We start from the raw sequence: 16623 nt of genomic DNA, 5'->3' as shown, positions 1-16623 counted from the left end.
CGCCATGCACCGACTGCTCGCCGCATCACTCACCGTCGCCGCCGGGGCGCTGCTCGCCGTGGGCGCCGCCCTCGGCATCGTCGCGCTCCTCGACGCCACGCCGGACCAGCCCAACACGCCGCTGGTCCACTACGACACACCGTCGCGGGGTCAGTGAGCCACCGTGGCCGCGACCGACATCCAGCCCGCCGAAGCCGCCGGGGCCGCTACCCCCGGGGGCGCTCCCGCCGCGGGCGCTCCCGCCGGGGGCCAGGGCTCCGCGTCCGGGCGCTCGGCCTGGCGGGACGTGCCGCCCCGGCAGGTGCGGCGCTTCGCCGCGCTCGCCCTGGAGGAGGTGCCCTCCCTCGCCCAGGACATCCTGCGCGAGATCCGGGCCGAGTACCCCGGGCTGCCCGTCGTCCTGGACGACTCGGGTGAGCCCATGGCGCTGGTCGGCATACGCCGCGCCCTCGAAGGCTTCGTCCAGCAGCTGGCGTCCCAGGAAGGGCGGCCCCGCTACCACCTGGAGGTCTTCCAGGAATTCGGGCGCGGGGAGGGCCTGCACGGCCGCAGCCTCGACTCGCTCCAGGCGATCTACCGTCTCGGCGTACGCCTCGCCTGGCGCCGCCTCGCCGAGATCGGCCAGCAGATCGAGATCCCGCCCCCGGCCATGTACGAACTCGCCGAGTCGGGCTTCGAGTACCTGGACGGCCTGGTCGACCAGTCCGTACGCGGATACGCCGAGGCCGCCGCACGGGAGGCGGGCGAGCGGCTGCGGCTGCAACGCAAGCTGATGGAGCTGCTGCTGTCGGAGCGGCGCGCCGAATCCACCGGTGGCGGCGGCACGGCACCCGGTACCGGCTCCGGCCCGGCGCCCTTCGGCAACGCCCTCGGGGAGCGGGCCGCCCGGGTCGGCTGGCAGCTGCCGGACCGCGTCGCCGTGGGCGTCCTGCTGCGCCCCGCGCCGGAGGCCGTGGCGCCCGCCGTCGGGGAGGGCGTCCTGCTCGACATGGAGGCCGAGCAGCCCCGCATGGTCGTGCCCGACCCCGAGGCCGCCGGGCGCCCCGAACTGCTGCGCCGCGCCATGACCGGCTGGTCGGGCGCCATCGGCCCGCCCGTGCCGCTCGCCGACGCCGCGAAGTCGCTGCGCTGGGCGGAGGCGGCGGTGCGGCTCATGGAGCGCGGCCTGCTGCCCTCCGGTGAGGTCCTGCACTGCACCGAGCACACCGAGGCCCTGGTGCTCCTCCAGCCCGAGGAGCTGATCGAGGACCTCGCCCGTCGCTGCCTGGCCCCGCTGAACCACTGCGGCCCCGCCCACGGCCGCCGCCTCGCCGAGACCCTCCTCGCCTGGCTGGAGACCCGCGGCGGCGCCCCCGAGGTGGCGGCCCGCCTCGGCGTCCACCCCCAGACGGTCCGCTACCGCCTGCGCCAGATCAGGGAGCTGTGGGGCGACGAGATCGACGACCCGGACCGCCGCTTCGAGCTGGAACTGGTATTGCGGGCACGACGATTGAGGGGCCTGCTGGGCCGGGTCTAACCCAGCCGAGGGCTCCGCCGGACGGACCGAGCAGGGGCTCCCCGCCCAACGGTCCGCCCCCCGCCGCGTCTTTGCCCCCAGGGGCGCACCGGACCGCGACCCACACCAGCCCGAGCCACCGCCGCGTCTTTGCCCGCCGGGGCACGCCGGACCCCGGCCCGCATCAGCCCGAGCCACCGCCCGGCCACGCCCGACGACGCCGCCGGGCGTGGCCGGTCAGCGGCTTCGCCGGGCGGGCCGGTCGGGAGCGCCGCCGGGTGGTCCGGTCAGCAGTACTGCCGGGCGGGGGCGGCGGCATCGTCGGGCAGGCCAGTCAGCGGCCTCGTCGGGCGGCCGGTCAGGAGTGCCGCGGGGCGGGCTGCTCAGCAGTACAGCCGGACCGCTCAGCGGCACCGTCGGACGGACCGCTCAGCGGCGTCGTCGGGCGGGCCGGTCGGGCGGGCCGCCGCGCGGCCGTTCAGCAGCACTGCCGGGCGGGCCAGTCAGGAGCGCCGCCGCGCGGACCGCTCAGCAGCACTGCCGGGCGGGTTCAGCGGTACCGGGACCGGTCAGCGGCATCGTCGGGTGGGGGCGGCGGCACCGTCGGGCGGACCGCTCAGCAGTACTGTCGGGCGGGCCGGTGAGGAGCGCCGCCGGGCGGGCCCGTCAGTAGCCCCGCCGGGGGCGAGCCGGTCAGCCGCATCGTCAGGCGGGCCCGTCACGAGCCCCGCCGCGCGGACCGCTCAGCAGCACTGCCAGGTGAACAGCGCCCGGTCGAAGCGGAGTTCCGCCAGGTCGGCCGGGCGTATGAGCCAGTAGAGGCAGCCGTCGTCGCCCCACATCATGTCCGCCGCCTCGTCCGTGTCGAACTGCGCGAGCAGCACCCACTCGTCCATCTCGTCGATGAGCCGGGGGTCGTGCCAGTCCAGCCCCTGCCCCAGCGCCGCCCTGGCCACCTCCAGCTCGACAGGTCCCTGTACCGACTGCGGCGTACCGCCGAGCTGGTGGCCCGCCTCGGCGTCGCACTCCCAGAGGGCCTCGACGAACGCGTCGGCGCACAAGGGGTGTTCGTAATTCTGAAAGGGCTGCGCGCCGGGCGCGAAGACTCGCTGGACCTGCGGATGCGTCGGCTCGGTCACCGTGAGCTCCACCCGCGCGGCCAGCGGGACATGGGGGTAGGCGTCCAGCTCCTCCGGCGTGTCCCGCGCGGTGACCTGTACTCCCGCAGGCACGTACAGCACGCGAGCCCCCGCCCTCGACGGGACGTCGTCCACGTCCACCACGGCGTCCCCGTCGTCCAGTTGGCCGTCGAAGTAGAAGAAGGCGAGCGTCCCCGCCGCGGGGAACGGCACGTCGAGCACCTCCGCGGGCAGCGCCGCGCAGTCCACCGAGGCGACGAACGACAGCGGTCCGTGCCCCTCCCACTCCGGCCACTCCACGTCATCCGGAAGCCTGGGCTCCCCGCCCAACTGCCCCACCACCGCCTCGTCTCCACCCGCCGGGGCGAGCCGGATGCCGGGCCGCAGCAGCCCGAGCCACCGCTCGGCCACGTCGGAGGGAAGGTGCTCATGGGCGAGGGCGTGCAGCACGCCGGAGGAGTTCTGCGTCATGCCACCGATCATGCCTCCTGCCACTGACAACGCCGCCGCGCCCGGAGTTATTGATTCCGCACACAACTTTCACAGCGGCGGCTTCCGCTGCCGACGGCCTGCCACCTAGCCTCCATGCCTCATGGACTACTGCCACCCGTGCCGCAGGCACCTCAACGGCGCCCTCGCCTGCCCGGGGTGCGGAACCCCGGCCGAATCCTGCCGGGAGTACGGGCGGGCCGTCGCCGCGCGCGGGGAACCGGGCGGCAGCGAGGACCCGTACGACGAGGAGGCACGGCGGCCCCGCAGCCGCGCCCGCCGCAAGGAAAGCAGTCGCACGGAGAGCGGACGCAAGGAAGGCGGACGCGGGGAACGCGGCCGCAGGGCGCACCGGCGCAGGCGCCGCAAGCTCCTGCTCGCCACCGCCGGCCTCGCGCTCGCGGCGGGCGGCCTGAGCCTGGCCGAGCTGGGCGCCGAGGGGCCCTTGGGCTTGGGGGACCCCACCGCCGCGTCCGCCCCGGACGACGGGACCGGCCCGGCCCCGAGCCGGTCCGCGGCCCCGGGCGACGCCCTACCGGCGGCGGACGCGACGGGCACCTCCGACTCGCCGTCCGCCACGAAGGGCGAGGACGACGAGGAGAAGAAGGACAAGGCGAAGAAGGAGCGAGAGAGGGAGAAGGACAGGGAGAGGGCGAAGGGGAAGGAGGAGAGGGCGGCGGCGCGGGAAGGGCGGGAGCGCGAAGAGACCGCGGACGGGCCGGCCCCCTCCTCGCCGGACGCCCCCGACGCCCCCGACGCCCCGGCCGGTACCCCTGGCACTCCCGCCCCCACCCAGCCCCCGCCGACCTCGGAGAACCCGCGGCCCACCCCCGAACCGGAGCCGACCGAGACGTGCGACCGCTTCCTGTGGTGGTGCAGGTGACGCGGAGCCGGTCGGCGCGGGTCAGCTGGAGAAGGGAACGGCGTCCGCGGGGTTCGCGTGCCAGTTGGTGGAGACCGGCTTGTCGATCAGGGTGGGGCTGGGCAGGCGGAGGGTGACGGTGTTGTCCTCGTCACCGGCGACGGCGAGGAAGAGCTGCTCGAATTCGATGCCGTAGTCGTCGTCGGTGGTCTTGGGGTTGATGCCGGCGTAGGCGGCGGCGGAACCGGAGAGCTTGACGTTCTCGGTCATGCCCTGCTCGGCGGGGGTGACCTCCGAGTCCGCGGAGGATCCGAAGGACGCGGAGGGGGTGGTTCCGTCCAGGTAGCAGGTGATGCCGGGCCTGGCCTTGGCGGTCACGAGGAGATACCCGCCGGCCTGCGTCTTCTCGGTGATCTTGAAGGTCAGATCGTTGGTTCCGCAGGCCTGCTCGACGGCATGGGCCGTGCTCTGGCCGCCCACGGCGGCGAGGGCGGCGCCGGTCGCGGTGGCGGTGAGGGCCGCGGCGGCGACGGTGGTCAGGACGAGGCGGGTGGAACGGGCGGCGAGACGCGAGCGCATCGAGAACTCCAAGAGTGCAAAGAGTGGTCGTCCGGCGGGCTGCTCGGACGGCCACAGCGTCCGCCGCGACCCGTCCCGCCCGCCACAACGGGCCGCCGACACGGGACACTGGAACGCTGGAACACCCGCTGACCAGCACAAACACTCACGCCCTGGAATGCGCTTCCGGAACGACGGGCGGTCGCCCCCGGCCGTACCGGCCGCACCCCGCTTCCTGCTACGCCTCCTCGCCCAGCATCCTCCGCAGCAGGTCCCGCAGTGAGAGCCGCTCCTCGTGGGACAGCTCCGCCAGCGGCTCGCGCGCGAAGTTCAGGGAGTCGCGCAGCCCGCGGGCCACGTCCGCGCCCTCGGCGGTCGGCGCCGCGAGCTTCACGCGCCGGTCGGCGGGGTCGGGCCGCCGCTCGACGAGGCCGCGGGCCTCCAGCCGGTCGACGATGCCCGTGATGTTCGACGGCTCGCACTTCAGCTTCTGCGCGATGCGGCGCATGGGCATAGGTTCGATGAAGAGCAGCCCCAGGACGCGCGCCTGCGCACCGGTCAGCGAGTGCTCGGCCGCCGCCTCCTCGTACTCCTCGTGGTAGCGCCCCACGACAGCGCCGATCAGCTCGACGACCTGGAGCGTCAGCGGGTCGGCGCGAGGTGAAGGGGTACGCGAGCTACTCGTGGCCATGATGACCAGGCTACCCGGTTACTTGACATCATGAAATATCCAGGAGCATGGTTGTTTCATCAACTGAAGCATTTTTCCGGCCCGGCGGGCCCAGCGGGCCGCGCGGCCCGCGCTCAGCCCCCCGCAGGCAAGCAACGGCCAGAACCCCGTACGTAAGCAAGAGGAGGACGCCCCATGTCCGTCACCCCCGAGCAGCTCCCCTCCGTCAGCCGTGAGTGGCACCTGGTCCGCCGCCCCGACGGCTGGCCGGTTCCGGAGGACTTCGCGCTGCGCGAGGCCCCCGTCACCGCCCCCGCCGAGGGCCGCGTCCTGGTCCGCAACCTCCACTTCTCGGTGGACCCGTACATGCGGGGCCGGATGAACGACGTGAAGTCGTACGTCCCGCCGTTCCAGCTCGACCAGCCCATGGAGGGCGGCGCGGTCGGCGAGGTCGTCGCCTCCAACGCCGAGGGCTTCGCGGTGGGCGACCACGTGCTGCACTTCGCGGGCTGGCGCGAGTACGCCTCCGTGCCCGCCCGGCACGCCACCAAGGTCGATGCCCAGGCCGCGCCGCTCTCCGCCTACCTCGGTGTGCTCGGCATGCCGGGCATGACCGCCTACGCCGGGCTGCTCGAAGTGGCCTCCTTCAAGGAGGGTGACGCGGTCTTCGTCTCAGGCGCGGCGGGTGCCGTCGGCAGCCAGGTCGGCCAGATCGCCAAGCTGAAGGGTGCCTCGCGCGTCATCGGCTCGGCGGGGTCGGACGACAAGGTGAAGCTGCTCGTCGAGGAGTACGGCTTCGACGCGGCCTTCAACTACAAGGACGACAAGCCGGTCGCCGAGCAGCTCAAGGAAGCCGCCCCCGACGGCATCGACGTCTACTTCGACAACGTCGGCGGCGAGCACCTGGAAGCCGCCATCAGCCGCCTGAACGTGCACGGCCGCATCACCGTCTGCGGCATGATCGCCAGCTACAACGAGAAGGAGCCGACCCCGGCTCCGCGCAACCTCGCCCTGGTCATCGGCAAGCGGCTGCGCATCCAGGGCATGCTCGTGCAGGACCACAACGCGCTCCAGCCGCAGTTCGTCCGCGAGGTCGGCGCCTGGATCCGCTCCGGTGAACTCAAGCACCGCGAGACGGTCGTCGAGGGCGTCGAGAACGGCGTGGAGGCCTTCCTCGGCATGCTCCGCGGCGAGAACACCGGAAAGATGATCGTCTCCCTCGTCTGAGGTGCCCGTCCCGACCCGGCCCGGACAGGGCACCCCCCTTGGTCTTCCGGCATCCGATAACCTGATTCCACTTGGCCGCGGTGTGGGCGCGCACCGTGGCACGTCTCAGGAGGAATTGGCTCTTATGTCCATCCAGAAGATCGACGTCAAGTACACCGCCACCGCCACCGCGGAGAACGGCCGCGACGGCCGTGTGGCCAGCGACGACGGCAAGCTCGACGTCGTGGTGAACCCCCCGAGGGAGATGGGCGGCAGCGGCGCGGGCACCAACCCCGAGCAACTGTTCGCCGCCGGCTACAGCGCCTGCTTCCAGGGCGCCCTCGGCGTGGTCGCCCGCAAGGAGAACGCCGACATCTCCGGCTCGACCGTGACCGCCCAGGTCGGCATAGGCCAGAACGAGTCGGGCGGCTTCGGCCTGGAGGTCGCGATCACCGCCTCCATCCCGAACGTGGACGCGGCCACCGCGCGGTCGCTGGTCGAGAAGGCCCACCAGGTGTGCCCCTACTCGAACGCCACGCGCGGCAACATCAAGGTCGAGCTGGCGGTCGCCTGACCGCTCGGAGGCCCGGGCCGTACGCCCGTAACGTACGTACGCACATGAGGGCCGCACCCCGAAGCAGGGGTGCGGCCCTTCGCCGGTCAGACGGAATGCCTCCGGTCGACGCTCAGCAGGGCCCGCCCTACCTGCGGGAACGCCCCCTTCGGATGGTCGCGGAACAGTGGCTCGGTGCCGAACAGGACCACGCCCGCGCCCCGAGCAGTCCCGCTGACGACACAAGGCCGGCCCGCGGCGGCCGAGGGGCCCCCGGTGCCGTCCTCCACGGCCCGCCAGTGCCCGGAGACCAGGAGGTCGCCGCTCCCGTACCTCTGCTCCACGCGCACGCCGGAGCCGAGGCCGGTGAACCACATCGGGGAGTAGACGAAGCTGTGGGCCGGGGCGCCGCCGGTGACCGTGCCGCCCCTGTTGGCCACGCGCACCACGCCGTTGGCGTCGCCGTTGCCCTCCACCGGCTTCACGGCGAGCAGCCCGGCGTCGGCGTTCAGCGCGGCGCCCGCCGCGCCACGGCCGACGAGCCCGCCGCCCTCGGTCAGGAACCGGTCGAGGCCGGCCCTCGCCGTCGCGTTCAGCTTGTCGTGGTCGAGCCCCGCCGACACGAAGAGCGCGTCCGTCCTCCTCCAGTCGAAGCCCGCGTTGAGCACGGCCGTCGACACGGGCGTCACGTCGAAGTTCATCTCCCGCAGCGCGAACAGTTCGCCCGGCGTGACCGCAGCCGCGACGCGCGTACGGTGCAGCGCGGCGCCGCCCTCGGCCTTCGTGGCGTCGAACTCGACGTCGTACCTCCGCGCGGCCACCGCCGCCGTCCGGCGCGCGGACGACGGCACGATCGCGCTTCCGTCCCGGTCGCGGCGTACCGAAACACCCTCAGCCAGCAGGAAGTTGACGGCCGCGATCTCCCGCGGGTCGTCGAGCCGCAGCCGCAGATCGCCGCGCGGCGCCACATGGCCGACCCGGGAGGCGGCCCGCACTTCACGCGCCCGGACACGGTCGAGGTCGCCCTTCTTCACGGAGGCGACGCTCGCGCCCCACAGCCGCCCGAGGCTCCACCCGGAGATGTCGTACATGGCCGACACCTTGCCGCTGATGTCTCGTCCGTCGGCCAGCATCACATTGGCCAGACCCCGTTTGGGCTGGTGCATGTCGACGACGTACGAACCCTTCGGATACGTCGTCCCGCCCAGCCGGAAGCGGTGGCCCGCGCGCTCGACGCGTACGTCGTTGGTGAGCAGGTGGTCAACGAGCCGCGCCGCCGCCGTCGCCGACCGCTGGCCGCGCCCGCCCGCCGGAATCACGTACGCGCGCGGGAACGTGGTCGTGTACACATCCTCGGGCCCGATCCCGGGCACGCCCGGCACCGTCTCCTTAGACACCGGGACCTGCTTCGCGCCCGTCGCGCCCCGCCGGAAGACCTCGATCTGGTCGGCGATGAGCGAGGTCCGGTGCCGGTCGGCGTAGTCGACGCTCGCGCGCATGGCCGCGCCCGCGATGTCGACGTTGACGGCCGCCCTGCGCCGCAGCTCCGCCACCGGCTCCCTCTCGTACGCCGCGTTGTTCACCTGCATCGGGAACTCGATGGTGTGCGTGGCCACCGCGCCGTGGAACGGCAGGTACTGCGGGGTGAAGATGGGCGGCCAGTCGTCCCAGCCCTCCTCCTGGTCGCGGAAGGGGATGACGGCGGGCTTCACGCCGTCCTTCTCCTCCGTGTAGCCGAGGCCGTTGACGGCGGCCTCCATGCCGAGGGCGTTGGCGTAGGAGTTCTTGAGGAAGAGGTCGTACTCGTAGTTCTCGCCGTGCGGGGGAGTGGTCGGCTCGATCAGCGTGCCGTTCACATAGCCGTGCAGATCGATCATCACGGCCGGCTGCTTGGCGACGGCGATCTCGCGGACCGCGCGGGCCTCGGGCTGGGAGGCGGTGATGAAGTCGCGGTTGAGGTCGAAGCCGGCCGCGTTGGCGCGGGTTCCGGCGATACGGCCGTCGGGATTGGCGGTGATGTTGAAGTAGAGGCGGTTGTGCGCGAGCAGGGACCGGCTCTTCTTGTCCTTCGCCTTCGCCAGCTTCTCGATGAGCTTCAGGGCGGCGTCGGTGCCCTCCCACTCGTTGCCGTGGATGTTGTTGTTGATGAAGACGGGCGTCTTGTACGAGGCCCTGATCGCCTTGTCCTTCGCGGCGGCCGAGGGGGCGTTCTCGATGCGCTCGCGCATCCGCTCCTGCCGGGCGGCCTCGGGCGCGGACTCGGGGGCCGTGACCGTCACGAGGTAGAGCTGGTGCCCGCCCGCGGAACGGCCCGCGATCTCCACGCTCACGCGGTCGCCGACGCGCTGGAGTTCGTTCAGCTTCGGGGCGATGCCGTGGTACGGCGTGAGCCCCAGCTTTATCGACTTGTCGGCGGAGTTCTCCGGAGGCGCGGTGAGCTTCCGCTCGCGCGGATAGCCGCGGCCCCTCTCATCCGTGAGCTCCGGGGCCGGCGCGCTGCCGAGGGCGCGCTCGGCAGCGGCTTCCGGGGTCATGGCCGCCCGGCCGTCGCCGAGCGGCGAACCCTCGCGGGTGACCGGGCGCGGTGTCGGGTCGGCGGTCGCGCTGCCCGGGACGAGCGCGGTGAGGACCAGCGCGCCGGCCGTGGCGGCGGTGGTGAGCAGAACGGGTCCGGATGGCCGGGATATACCCATGCGTACCTCCGTTGATCGGTAAGCGAGGTCTTACACGGTTCAACTCCTGCACAACAAGGGGGTATTCGAGAGGGCTGTGACAGTCCTGGCACGCGGGAGCCCGCAAACCGCCCCTCACCTGCGGCTAGGGTGTGCCGCATGCGTGATCTCGGTGTGGGCTTCGGCTACTTGATGAAGGGGCAGCGCTGGGTCGCCCAGCACGGCAAGCAGTACGGGGTGAGCCTGTTGCCCGGTCTCATCACCCTCGTCCTGTACGCGGGGGCGCTCGTCGCACTCGCGCTCTGGGGCTCCGACGCCGTCGGCTGGGCCACGCCCTTCGCCGACGACTGGGCATCGCCGTGGCGCGGCTACTTCCGCGGCTTCCTGACGGTGCTGCTCTTCGGCCTCGCGCTGCTGCTCTCCGTCCTCACCTTCACCGCGGTGACGCTGCTGATCGGGCAGCCGTTCTACGAGTCGTTGTCCGAGAAGGTGGACATCGCCGAGTCGGGACACGCCCCCGAGTCGGGGCTCCCGCTCTGGCGCGAACTGTGGATCTCCGCGCGGGACAGCCTGCGCGTCGTCGTGCGCGCGCTGCTCTGGGGCGTCCTGCTCTTCGGGCTCGGCTTCATCCCGGTGGTCGGCCAGACCGTCGTCCCCGTGATCGGCTTCTGCGTCACCGGCTTCTTCCTGGTCGAGGAGCTGACCGCGGTCGCTCTCCAGCGGCGCGGCGTCGAACTGCGCGAACGGCTCGCCCTGTTGCGCTCGCGCAAGCAGCTCGCGTGGGGCTTCGGGACGCCCCTCGCCGTCGTCTTCCTGGTGCCGTTCGTCGCGGTGTTCCTGATGCCGGGCGCGGTCGCGGGCGCGACGCTGATGGCTCGGGACCTGCTGGGCGAGAACGGCTCGGAGGACGACGGCGCCTCGGCGGGCGCGGGTCAGGACTCGGACGCGGCCACGCGCAGAATGCCCCTCACCTGAGCGATGATGTCGAGCCGGTTCCGCACGAACTCGGGATCGGTGACGGCGCCCGTCGCCGGATCGGTGTTGCCCGCGCCGAACCGCAGGACGGGCGTGTGCACATGGCCGCCGGGCAGCCGGTCGTGCAGCCCGAGCCGGTCCCGCAGCAGCGTCGCCCGGTAGGCGATCTCGTTGGACAGATAGTCCCCGCCGCCTCCCGCGCGGGCCCTCGACCCCTCGGTCGGCCCGTCGGGCCTGACCACGGGCTCGGTGCCGCCCGCCGGGATCTCCGTCACGGACGTGTTGTCGTAGACGGGGAAGCGGCCCGTGGCGGCGTCCGCGATCTCCTTGTACGGGAGGGTCGTCGACGTCCACTGGGGCTGTGAGGCCGGATCGCTCACCGGGACGGTCTCCGTCCTGGAGACGTTGTCGTTGTCGGGGAAGCCGCCGCGCCAGGCCCCGTTGGTCCGCTCGATGTCGAAACGGCCCACTCGCCCCTGGCTGATGGTGGTGAAGAGGTCGACCCGCGACAGATGCGGGCGCAACGCCCGCTCGACGGCCCCGTCGGTGAAGTCCTGCCACCGGACGGGGAAAGTGACGGCCTCGACGCGGGCGGGCCCGTCGGCGGTCTGGATGGTCGTGCCGTCCAGGGCCAGCGCGGTGGCGCCCGACGGATTGCTGATGCGGACGTCCCGGTCGAGGGTGAAGGGGTCGAAGCCGGTGACGAGGATCCGCTTGGCGGGGTGCTTCCCGGCCTGACCCTGCGCGGTGTGGCCCTGGGCGCGGGACCCCTTGGCGAAACGTACGGCGTCCTGTCCCCGCGACGCCCTCTCCAGCGCGGCTATGAGCCGGGCGCGCCGCTCCTCCCCGAGGGAGAATCGTTTCGGCTCCCACTGCCTCAGCTCCCGCGCCATCCCCAGCCGGGCCCAGTACAGCGGCCGGTCGTCGTCCCGGCTCAGGTCCCCTCCCGCGGGCCCGCGCCCCTGCGCCCGGTCAACGGCCCGGCACCACAGCTCCCTGCCCTCCCGTACGACGAGACGGCGGGCCTGGTCGTAGGAGCGGGCCTTGTCGAGAGCGCGCGCCAACTCCGGGGCCACGGAGTCGAATCCGCTGCGCCGCAGGATCTCCTGGGGAGCGGCGCGGTCCAGCCGCCGCTCCTCGACGGTGGCGGCGCGCTCACCGGGGGCCGGGGCGGCGGAGGCGGGGGCCGGGACGAGGGGTCCGGCGAGCAGGGCGACGACGCCGAGGGCGCCGAGTCGAGACAGCACTTGAGAGCGGGAACGCACGCGAGTCCTTCCGTAACCGGTGGGATGGCGGAAGTATCGCGGGACGGACGGGGCGAGCGCTACGCCTGGCCTCGGGTGAATCGGCGGCGTGCCGCCATCGCGAGCAGGACGCAGCCGAGCACGCCGACCGCCAGATCCGCCCACGCCGGGGCGTTCGCCTCCCGCAGCAGGGCCGAGACGCCGAAGCTGGTGTTCCAGGCGGCTTCCGTGATCGCGGAGCCGAAGCCCTGTACGAGCAGGATGAGGCCGAAGAGGGGCAGCAGGCCCTCGGAGGGCTTCTTGGTGCGCGTTGCCATGAATGTGTCTCCCCGAACACGGTCCCATCGGTACGCCGGTACTCGGTACGCCGGTACTCGGTACGCCAGTGCACTTGCGGGACCGTTCGCTCTTTTCCGATGCGGTCGCATCAGAACGTGCCTCGATGATGCCCCGTAACGAGATATGATGCAACCGCATCGAAAAACTGGAGGCCCGCCCGTGCCCAAGCAGGTCGACTACGAGGACCGGCGCCGCCGCATCGCCGAAGCGGTCCGCACGCTGATCGCCCGCTCCGGGATGGAGGCCGTCAGCCTGCGCGACGTCGCCGCCGAGGCGAGCGTGTCCATGGGGGCGGTCCAGCGCTGTTTCCGCACCAAGGACGAGATGCTGCTCTTCGCCCTTGAGGACATCTCGGCGCGGGTCGGTGAGCGGGCGCGGGCCCGCATCGAGGCCTCCGGCACGCCCCGTTCGGCCGCGACGCTCCTGGACCGCACCCTGTCGGCGCTCGCGCTCGTCGAGCCGCAGGACAGGGCGGAGGCGCAGGTCTGGGGTGCTTTCGTCGCCCACGCGGCGGTGAGCGAGCCCCTGGCCGCGGTGCTCCGCGAGACGTACGCGAAGCTGCACGAACTCCTCGTCTGGCTCCTCGACTACGGAATGTCCACCGGGGAGTTCCACGCCTCCCTGAACCCCACGGCCGAGGCCCGCGCCCTCCTCGCCATGGCGGAGGGTCTCACCGGGCAGGTGCTGGTGGGCCATCAGACTCCGGAGTCCGCGACGGGCGCGCTGAGACGCTATGCGGCGGGGCTCGGGCCGCCGCCCGAGCTTGAGTCCGAGCCGGTCAGCTCCCCGTCCGTCCCTCGGTCAGCCGGCTGAGAACGCGGCGTGCGATGTCCGCCATCACCGGGTTCGTCTCGCGGTAGTACCGGAGTTCGTTGAGGGCGATGGTGAGGGCCCAGCCCCGCCCGCGCGCCCACATCGCGTCGTCCGTGCCCGGACCGAGCGCGGCGCGGAAGGCCTTGTGGGCCTCGGCGTCCATCAAGTACCACGCGGAGATCAGGTCGACGGCGGGGTCGCCCACACCCATGCACTCGAAGTCGATGACCGCGCTGAGGCGGCCGCGGTCGACGAGGACGTTGCCCGGCTGGAGATCCCCGTGCACCCACACGGCGGGCCCCTGCCAGGCGGGCGCGCGCAGGGCGGCGTCCCACACGGCGGCCGCGGCCCCGGCGTCCACGAGACCGCGCAGCCCGGCGATCACCTCACGGGTGGAGCCGTCGCGCTCGGCCAGCGGCCCGCCGCGGTAGGCGGCGGGTGCCCCCGCCGGGTCGGCCTCGCGCAAGGCGATCAGGAACTCCGCGACGTCCTTGGCGAACAGGCCGGGCTCGGCGAGGGGCCGTCCCGGGTCGGGCGTCGCCCCGTCCAGCCAGCGGAAGACGGACCAGGCGTAGGGGTAGCCCTCGCCCGGCGCGCCCTGGGCGACCGGCACGGGGATCGCGACGGGCAGCACCGCCGCGAGCCGGGGCAGCCAGCGGTGCTCCCGCTCCACGTCCTCGGCCGACCCCGCGAGCCGGGGGAGGCGTACGACCATGTCCCGGCCGAGCCGGTACATGACGTTGGACGTCCCCGCTGAGCCCACCCGCCGCACGGTGAGCCCGGCCCAGGCCGGGAACTGCGCGGCGACCAGACGGCCGACGAGCGCCTCGTCGATATCGGCCTCGTCGGCGTGCATCTTGTCGGCGCTCACTCGCTCACTCCGCTGCTCACGGCGTCCCCTCGGCTGCTCATGGCGTCCCTTCACGGGTCCGGTTCCGAATGGAAGCGCCCGGAGGTCACATGGTCAACCGAATTGGCCGGGGCTCAGGGCCGCCCCAGCTCCACGGCGACGGCCCCGCGCAGCAGTTCGTGCGCGCGGTCGAGGGTCGTCGTGCCGCTCATCCACCGTTCGCTGACGCCCTCGACCAGAGCGGTGAGCCGTTCGGCCGCGGCCCGCGGGTCGACGTCGGCCGCGGCTTGCCCGGCGGCCCGCGCCTGCCGGATGAGGTGGGCGAGGTCGTCGGCCCACTCCTCGGTGGCGACGGTCAGCTGCTCCCGCAGGTCGGGATCGAAGACGGCGCTGGCGCGCAGCTCGCCCCAGGCCGCGCTGTTCTCCCGTACGCGCGGGGTGTCCTGGAGTTCGAGGAGCAGCAGGTCCGTGAGCCGGGTGCGGGGGTCGGTGGAGTTCTTGAGGGCGGCGTCGGTGTAGCGGACGGCGCGGCGGCTGATGAATGCCAGGGTGCGGCGGAGCAGCCCGGCGCGGTCCTTGAAGTGGTAGTAGATCAGCGCGGTCGACACCCCGGCCTCGGCGGAGACCTCCTCCACGCGCAGCCCGCGCACTCCGCGCCGGGCGATCAGCCGGGCGGCGGCTTCGAGGATCTGGGTGGGCCTGTCCGGCATCGCGCTGCTCCACTGCCTGGGGAAAACGACTGGGTCCGGCCTCGATGATGCCTTACGCTCGAACTGACTAAATTTTCAGTCAGGAGATCCGTCATGGCATCCGGAATGACATCGAGCAGGGCATCGAGCGGGGCATCGAGCACCGCAACGGGGACGGCGGCGGCGAGCGGCAGCGCGGGCAGCGGAAGCGGGCTGCCCGGGCGGCGGGCCCTCGGGGCAGGTGCCCTCGCGGCCCTCGGCACGGTGGCACTGAGCGCCTGCGGCGGCGGACCGGACGGCCGCGGCCCCGCGCCGGACCGTACCGGACCCGCGGCGGCGGAGCCCGGCGGCGACCGCCGCATGCCGGACGAGGCGGCCCCGCACGAGCTGACGTACATGTCCTGGCCGAGCCGGCGCGTCTGGAAGTCGTACGCCCATGCCGTACGGGAGGACATCGCGCGGATCGCCCGGACGATCGCGGAGTTCGAACCGGTGACGCTCCTCGCGGACGAGCGGGACGCGAAGGCGGCCCGCCGGGCCTGCGGCTCGGGCGTGGAGATCCTGCCGGTGCCGGTGGACGACCTGTGGATGCGGGACACGGGCCCGAGCTTCGTGCTCGGCCCCGACGGCGTCGCGGGCGTCGACCTCAACTTCAACGGCTGGGGCGGCAAGCAGGAACACGCCCGCGACAGCGAGGTCGCCCGCCGGATCCTGTCCGGCCTGCGCGTCCCTCGCGTGCGGGCGCCGATCGTCGGCGAGGGAGGCGCGATCGAGGTCGACGGGGCGGGCACGCTGCTCGCGACCGAGAGCTCACTGGTCAACGACAACCGCAACCCCGGCAAGTCCCGCGACGACATCGAGCGCGCGCTCAAGCCGCTGTTCGGCGTCACCCAGGTCCTCTGGGTGGACGGCGTCAGGGGCGAGGACATCACGGACTACCACATCGACTCCCTGGCCCGCTTCGCCGAACCGGGCGTGGTGGTCATGAGCACCCCCGCACCGACGGCCCCCGACGACGTCTGGACGAAGGTGTACCGGCAGGCCCGCGAGGCTCTGTCCGAAGCGAAGGACGCCCGGGGCGGATCCCTCGACCTGGTCTCCCTCCCCGAACCGACGCACATCGGCCGCCGAGGCCCCGACTTCCTCGCGAGCTACGTCAATTACTACGTGGCGAACGACGCCGTGATCATGCCCCGCTTCGGCGACAGGAAGGCCGACAGCGGCGCCGCCTCGATCGTCCGGGAGCTGTATCCGGGGCGCGAGGTCACCCAGCTCCCGGTGAACGCGCTCGGCGAGGGAGGCGGCGGCATCCACTGCGCGACCCAGCAGCTGCCGAAGGCGCCATGAGGCGAGGTGTCAATCGAGGTGCTGACCGGGGCCGGCGCCCAGGAGCGCGAGGAAGGCCCTGAACGCCCCCGGCATGTCCACCGACTCGGGATCGAGCAGCCACTGGTACTGCAAGCCGTCCATCACCGCCACCATCAGCGGGGCCACCGCCTCGGGGGTGAGCCCGCCCGGCAGCCGCTCCCCGTACTCGGCGCGCAGCACCGCCGCGAAGCTCGCGCGCACCGCCTCGTACCGCCCGGTGAAGAAGGGGCGTGCCGGATGCCCGTCCGTCACGCTCTCGCCGAGCAGCGCGGAGAAGGTCTGCACGATGCCGGGCCGCATCGCGTTGTACTCCACCAGCGAGCCGAGCAGGTCGAGCCGCCACTCGCCGTGCGGCACCGCGTCCCACTGGTCGCGGGCCTCCAGGACGGCCACCAGCAGCGCCTCCTTGGTGGGGAAGTAGTGCAGCAGGCCCTGCTGGGTGAGCCCGACCCGCTCGGCGACCGCCCCGAGGCTCGCGCCCCGGTAACCGCGCTCGGCGATCACCTCCAGGGCGGCCCGGAGGATCTCCGCGCGCCGCTCCTCGCCCCTGGGCCTCGCCCTGCCCGCCGCCATGTCCGCACCTCTCCCTCGGCTTCCCCTCGGGCCCCGCGCCCGTGGCCCGCCCGCGGGACTTCCGGCCCCGCTCGAAGGACCGTACGACATCTTCATATAACGCCCGCATCACGAAACCTACCGATCAA

At 72.9% G+C, this 16623-nt stretch carries 17 protein-coding genes; 8 read left to right on the top strand and 9 right to left on the bottom strand.

The features are described 5' to 3' along the window. Positions 1 to 4 precede the first annotated feature (4 nt). Together CP975_RS35000 and CP975_RS10780 are read left to right on the top strand one after the other, a co-directional pair. Entirely contained in the window at positions 5 to 157 is a 153-nt protein-coding gene (locus CP975_RS35000) for a hypothetical protein (RefSeq protein WP_167532680.1), read from the top strand. A gap of 129 nt (positions 158 to 286) precedes the next feature. Next, the gene (locus CP975_RS10780) at positions 287 to 1516 is read left to right on the top strand and encodes a PucR-like N-terminal domain-containing protein (protein WP_055535990.1); all 1230 of its coding nucleotides are present in this window, start codon (positions 287 to 289) and stop codon (positions 1514 to 1516) included. Between the two features lie 722 nt (positions 1517 to 2238). Here the strand turns inward: CP975_RS10780 and CP975_RS10775 are convergent. Further along, positions 2239 to 3105 (bottom strand): YwqG family protein, encoded by an 867-nt coding sequence (locus tag CP975_RS10775; RefSeq protein ID WP_150476813.1) that lies wholly within the window; start codon positions 3103 to 3105, stop codon positions 2239 to 2241. 121 nt (positions 3106 to 3226) lie between these two features. Between CP975_RS10775 and CP975_RS34995 the strand changes: the two genes are divergently transcribed. Next, positions 3227 to 4006 carry an SCO2400 family protein gene (locus tag CP975_RS34995; protein WP_167532632.1) on the top strand — a complete coding sequence of 260 codons (780 nt, stop codon included), beginning with the start codon at positions 3227 to 3229 and terminating at the stop codon, positions 4004 to 4006. A 21-nt stretch (positions 4007 to 4027) separates the two neighbouring features. Here CP975_RS34995 and CP975_RS10760 read toward each other — a convergent pair whose 3' ends face one another. Together CP975_RS10760 and CP975_RS10755 are read right to left on the bottom strand one after the other, a co-directional pair. Beyond that, positions 4028 to 4564, bottom strand: a complete 537-nt coding sequence (locus CP975_RS10760) for a DUF4232 domain-containing protein (protein ID WP_150476810.1) — start codon at positions 4562 to 4564, stop codon at positions 4028 to 4030. Positions 4565 to 4781: 217 nt separating this feature from the next. After that, on the bottom strand, positions 4782 to 5234 hold the full coding sequence (locus CP975_RS10755) for a MarR family winged helix-turn-helix transcriptional regulator (RefSeq protein ID WP_055530325.1): 453 nt from the start codon (positions 5232 to 5234) through the stop codon (positions 4782 to 4784). 174 nt (positions 5235 to 5408) lie between these two features. Between CP975_RS10755 and CP975_RS10750 the strand changes: the two genes are divergently transcribed. Next, positions 5409 to 6440 carry an NADP-dependent oxidoreductase gene (locus CP975_RS10750; RefSeq protein ID WP_055530323.1) on the top strand — a complete coding sequence of 344 codons (1032 nt, stop codon included), beginning with the start codon at positions 5409 to 5411 and terminating at the stop codon, positions 6438 to 6440. 124 nt (positions 6441 to 6564) lie between these two features. Continuing rightward, positions 6565 to 6993, top strand: a complete 429-nt coding sequence (locus CP975_RS10745) for an organic hydroperoxide resistance protein (RefSeq protein WP_055530320.1) — start codon at positions 6565 to 6567, stop codon at positions 6991 to 6993. Between the two features lie 86 nt (positions 6994 to 7079). Here the strand turns inward: CP975_RS10745 and CP975_RS10740 are convergent, their stop codons facing one another. Continuing rightward, the gene (locus CP975_RS10740) at positions 7080 to 9665 is read right to left on the bottom strand and encodes a M14 family zinc carboxypeptidase (protein ID WP_055530319.1); all 2586 of its coding nucleotides are present in this window, start codon (positions 9663 to 9665) and stop codon (positions 7080 to 7082) included. 138 nt (positions 9666 to 9803) lie between these two features. Between CP975_RS10740 and CP975_RS10735 the strand changes: the two genes are divergently transcribed. Further along, the gene (locus CP975_RS10735; protein ID WP_055530316.1) at positions 9804 to 10619 is read left to right on the top strand and encodes an EI24 domain-containing protein; all 816 of its coding nucleotides are present in this window, start codon (positions 9804 to 9806) and stop codon (positions 10617 to 10619) included. Here CP975_RS10735 and CP975_RS10730 read toward each other — a convergent pair. Together CP975_RS10730 and CP975_RS10725 are read right to left on the bottom strand one after the other, a co-directional pair. After that, positions 10577 to 11866 carry a pyroglutamyl-peptidase I gene (locus tag CP975_RS10730; protein WP_150476809.1) on the bottom strand — a complete coding sequence of 430 codons (1290 nt, stop codon included), beginning with the start codon at positions 11864 to 11866 and terminating at the stop codon, positions 10577 to 10579. The two genes, CP975_RS10735 and CP975_RS10730, sit on opposite strands and share 43 nt — an antisense overlap. Positions 11867 to 11943: 77 nt before the next feature. Then, complete coding sequence (locus CP975_RS10725; RefSeq protein ID WP_055530312.1) at positions 11944 to 12180, bottom strand: hypothetical protein; 237 nt, start codon at positions 12178 to 12180, stop codon at positions 11944 to 11946. 181 nt (positions 12181 to 12361) lie between these two features. On the opposite strand from CP975_RS10725, the gene CP975_RS10720 reads away from it, so the two are divergent. Further along, on the top strand, positions 12362 to 13015 hold the full coding sequence (locus tag CP975_RS10720; RefSeq protein ID WP_070321191.1) for a TetR/AcrR family transcriptional regulator: 654 nt from the start codon (positions 12362 to 12364) through the stop codon (positions 13013 to 13015). Here CP975_RS10720 and CP975_RS10715 read toward each other — a convergent pair. Then, positions 12981 to 13871: an aminoglycoside phosphotransferase family protein gene (locus CP975_RS10715; protein WP_055530331.1), complete on the bottom strand. Its 891-nt coding sequence runs from the start codon at positions 13869 to 13871 to the stop codon at positions 12981 to 12983. The two genes, CP975_RS10720 and CP975_RS10715, sit on opposite strands and share 35 nt — an antisense overlap. A gap of 128 nt (positions 13872 to 13999) precedes the next feature. Next, positions 14000 to 14575 carry a TetR/AcrR family transcriptional regulator gene (locus tag CP975_RS10710; RefSeq protein WP_055530311.1) on the bottom strand — a complete coding sequence of 192 codons (576 nt, stop codon included), beginning with the start codon at positions 14573 to 14575 and terminating at the stop codon, positions 14000 to 14002. A 93-nt stretch (positions 14576 to 14668) separates the two neighbouring features. Between CP975_RS10710 and CP975_RS10705 the strand changes: the two genes are divergently transcribed. Continuing rightward, the gene (locus CP975_RS10705) at positions 14669 to 15901 is read left to right on the top strand and encodes an agmatine deiminase family protein (protein ID WP_246201460.1); all 1233 of its coding nucleotides are present in this window, start codon (positions 14669 to 14671) and stop codon (positions 15899 to 15901) included. A gap of 9 nt (positions 15902 to 15910) precedes the next feature. Here CP975_RS10705 and CP975_RS10700 read toward each other — a convergent pair whose 3' ends face one another. Continuing rightward, on the bottom strand, positions 15911 to 16495 hold the full coding sequence (locus CP975_RS10700) for a TetR/AcrR family transcriptional regulator (protein ID WP_055530310.1): 585 nt from the start codon (positions 16493 to 16495) through the stop codon (positions 15911 to 15913). Positions 16496 to 16623: the final 128 nt, after the last annotated feature.

The organism is Streptomyces alboniger, assembly GCF_008704395.1.
Taxonomy (GTDB): Bacteria; Actinomycetota; Actinomycetes; order Streptomycetales; family Streptomycetaceae; genus Streptomyces; species Streptomyces alboniger.
Note: the sequence above shows the minus strand (reverse complement) of the source record. Positions and strands in the feature narration are given on the sequence as shown.

Bases quoted from the DNA above. Each gene is read 5' to 3' on its own strand.
- CP975_RS35000 (WP_167532680.1), top strand. From the start codon at position 5: ATGCACCGACTGCTCGCCGCATCACTCACCGTCGCCGCCGGGGCGCTG.
- CP975_RS10735 (WP_055530316.1), top strand. From the start codon at position 9,804: ATGCGTGATCTCGGTGTGGGCTTCGGCTACTTGATGAAGGGGCAGCGC.
- CP975_RS34995 (WP_167532632.1), top strand. From the start codon at position 3,227: ATGGACTACTGCCACCCGTGCCGCAGGCACCTCAACGGCGCCCTCGCC.
- CP975_RS10745 (WP_055530320.1), top strand. From the start codon at position 6,565: ATGTCCATCCAGAAGATCGACGTCAAGTACACCGCCACCGCCACCGCG.
- CP975_RS10705 (WP_246201460.1), top strand. From the start codon at position 14,669: ATGGCATCCGGAATGACATCGAGCAGGGCATCGAGCGGGGCATCGAGC.
- CP975_RS10750 (WP_055530323.1), top strand. From the start codon at position 5,409: ATGTCCGTCACCCCCGAGCAGCTCCCCTCCGTCAGCCGTGAGTGGCAC.
- CP975_RS10715 (WP_055530331.1), bottom strand. From the start codon at position 13,871: ATGCACGCCGACGAGGCCGATATCGACGAGGCGCTCGTCGGCCGTCTG.
- CP975_RS10760 (WP_150476810.1), bottom strand. From the start codon at position 4,564: ATGCGCTCGCGTCTCGCCGCCCGTTCCACCCGCCTCGTCCTGACCACC.
- CP975_RS10725 (WP_055530312.1), bottom strand. From the start codon at position 12,180: ATGGCAACGCGCACCAAGAAGCCCTCCGAGGGCCTGCTGCCCCTCTTC.
- CP975_RS10740 (WP_055530319.1), bottom strand. From the start codon at position 9,665: ATGGGTATATCCCGGCCATCCGGACCCGTTCTGCTCACCACCGCCGCC.
- CP975_RS10775 (WP_150476813.1), bottom strand. From the start codon at position 3,105: ATGACGCAGAACTCCTCCGGCGTGCTGCACGCCCTCGCCCATGAGCAC.
- CP975_RS10755 (WP_055530325.1), bottom strand. From the start codon at position 5,234: ATGGCCACGAGTAGCTCGCGTACCCCTTCACCTCGCGCCGACCCGCTG.
- CP975_RS10710 (WP_055530311.1), bottom strand. From the start codon at position 14,575: ATGCCGGACAGGCCCACCCAGATCCTCGAAGCCGCCGCCCGGCTGATC.
- CP975_RS10700 (WP_055530310.1), bottom strand. From the start codon at position 16,495: ATGGCGGCGGGCAGGGCGAGGCCCAGGGGCGAGGAGCGGCGCGCGGAG.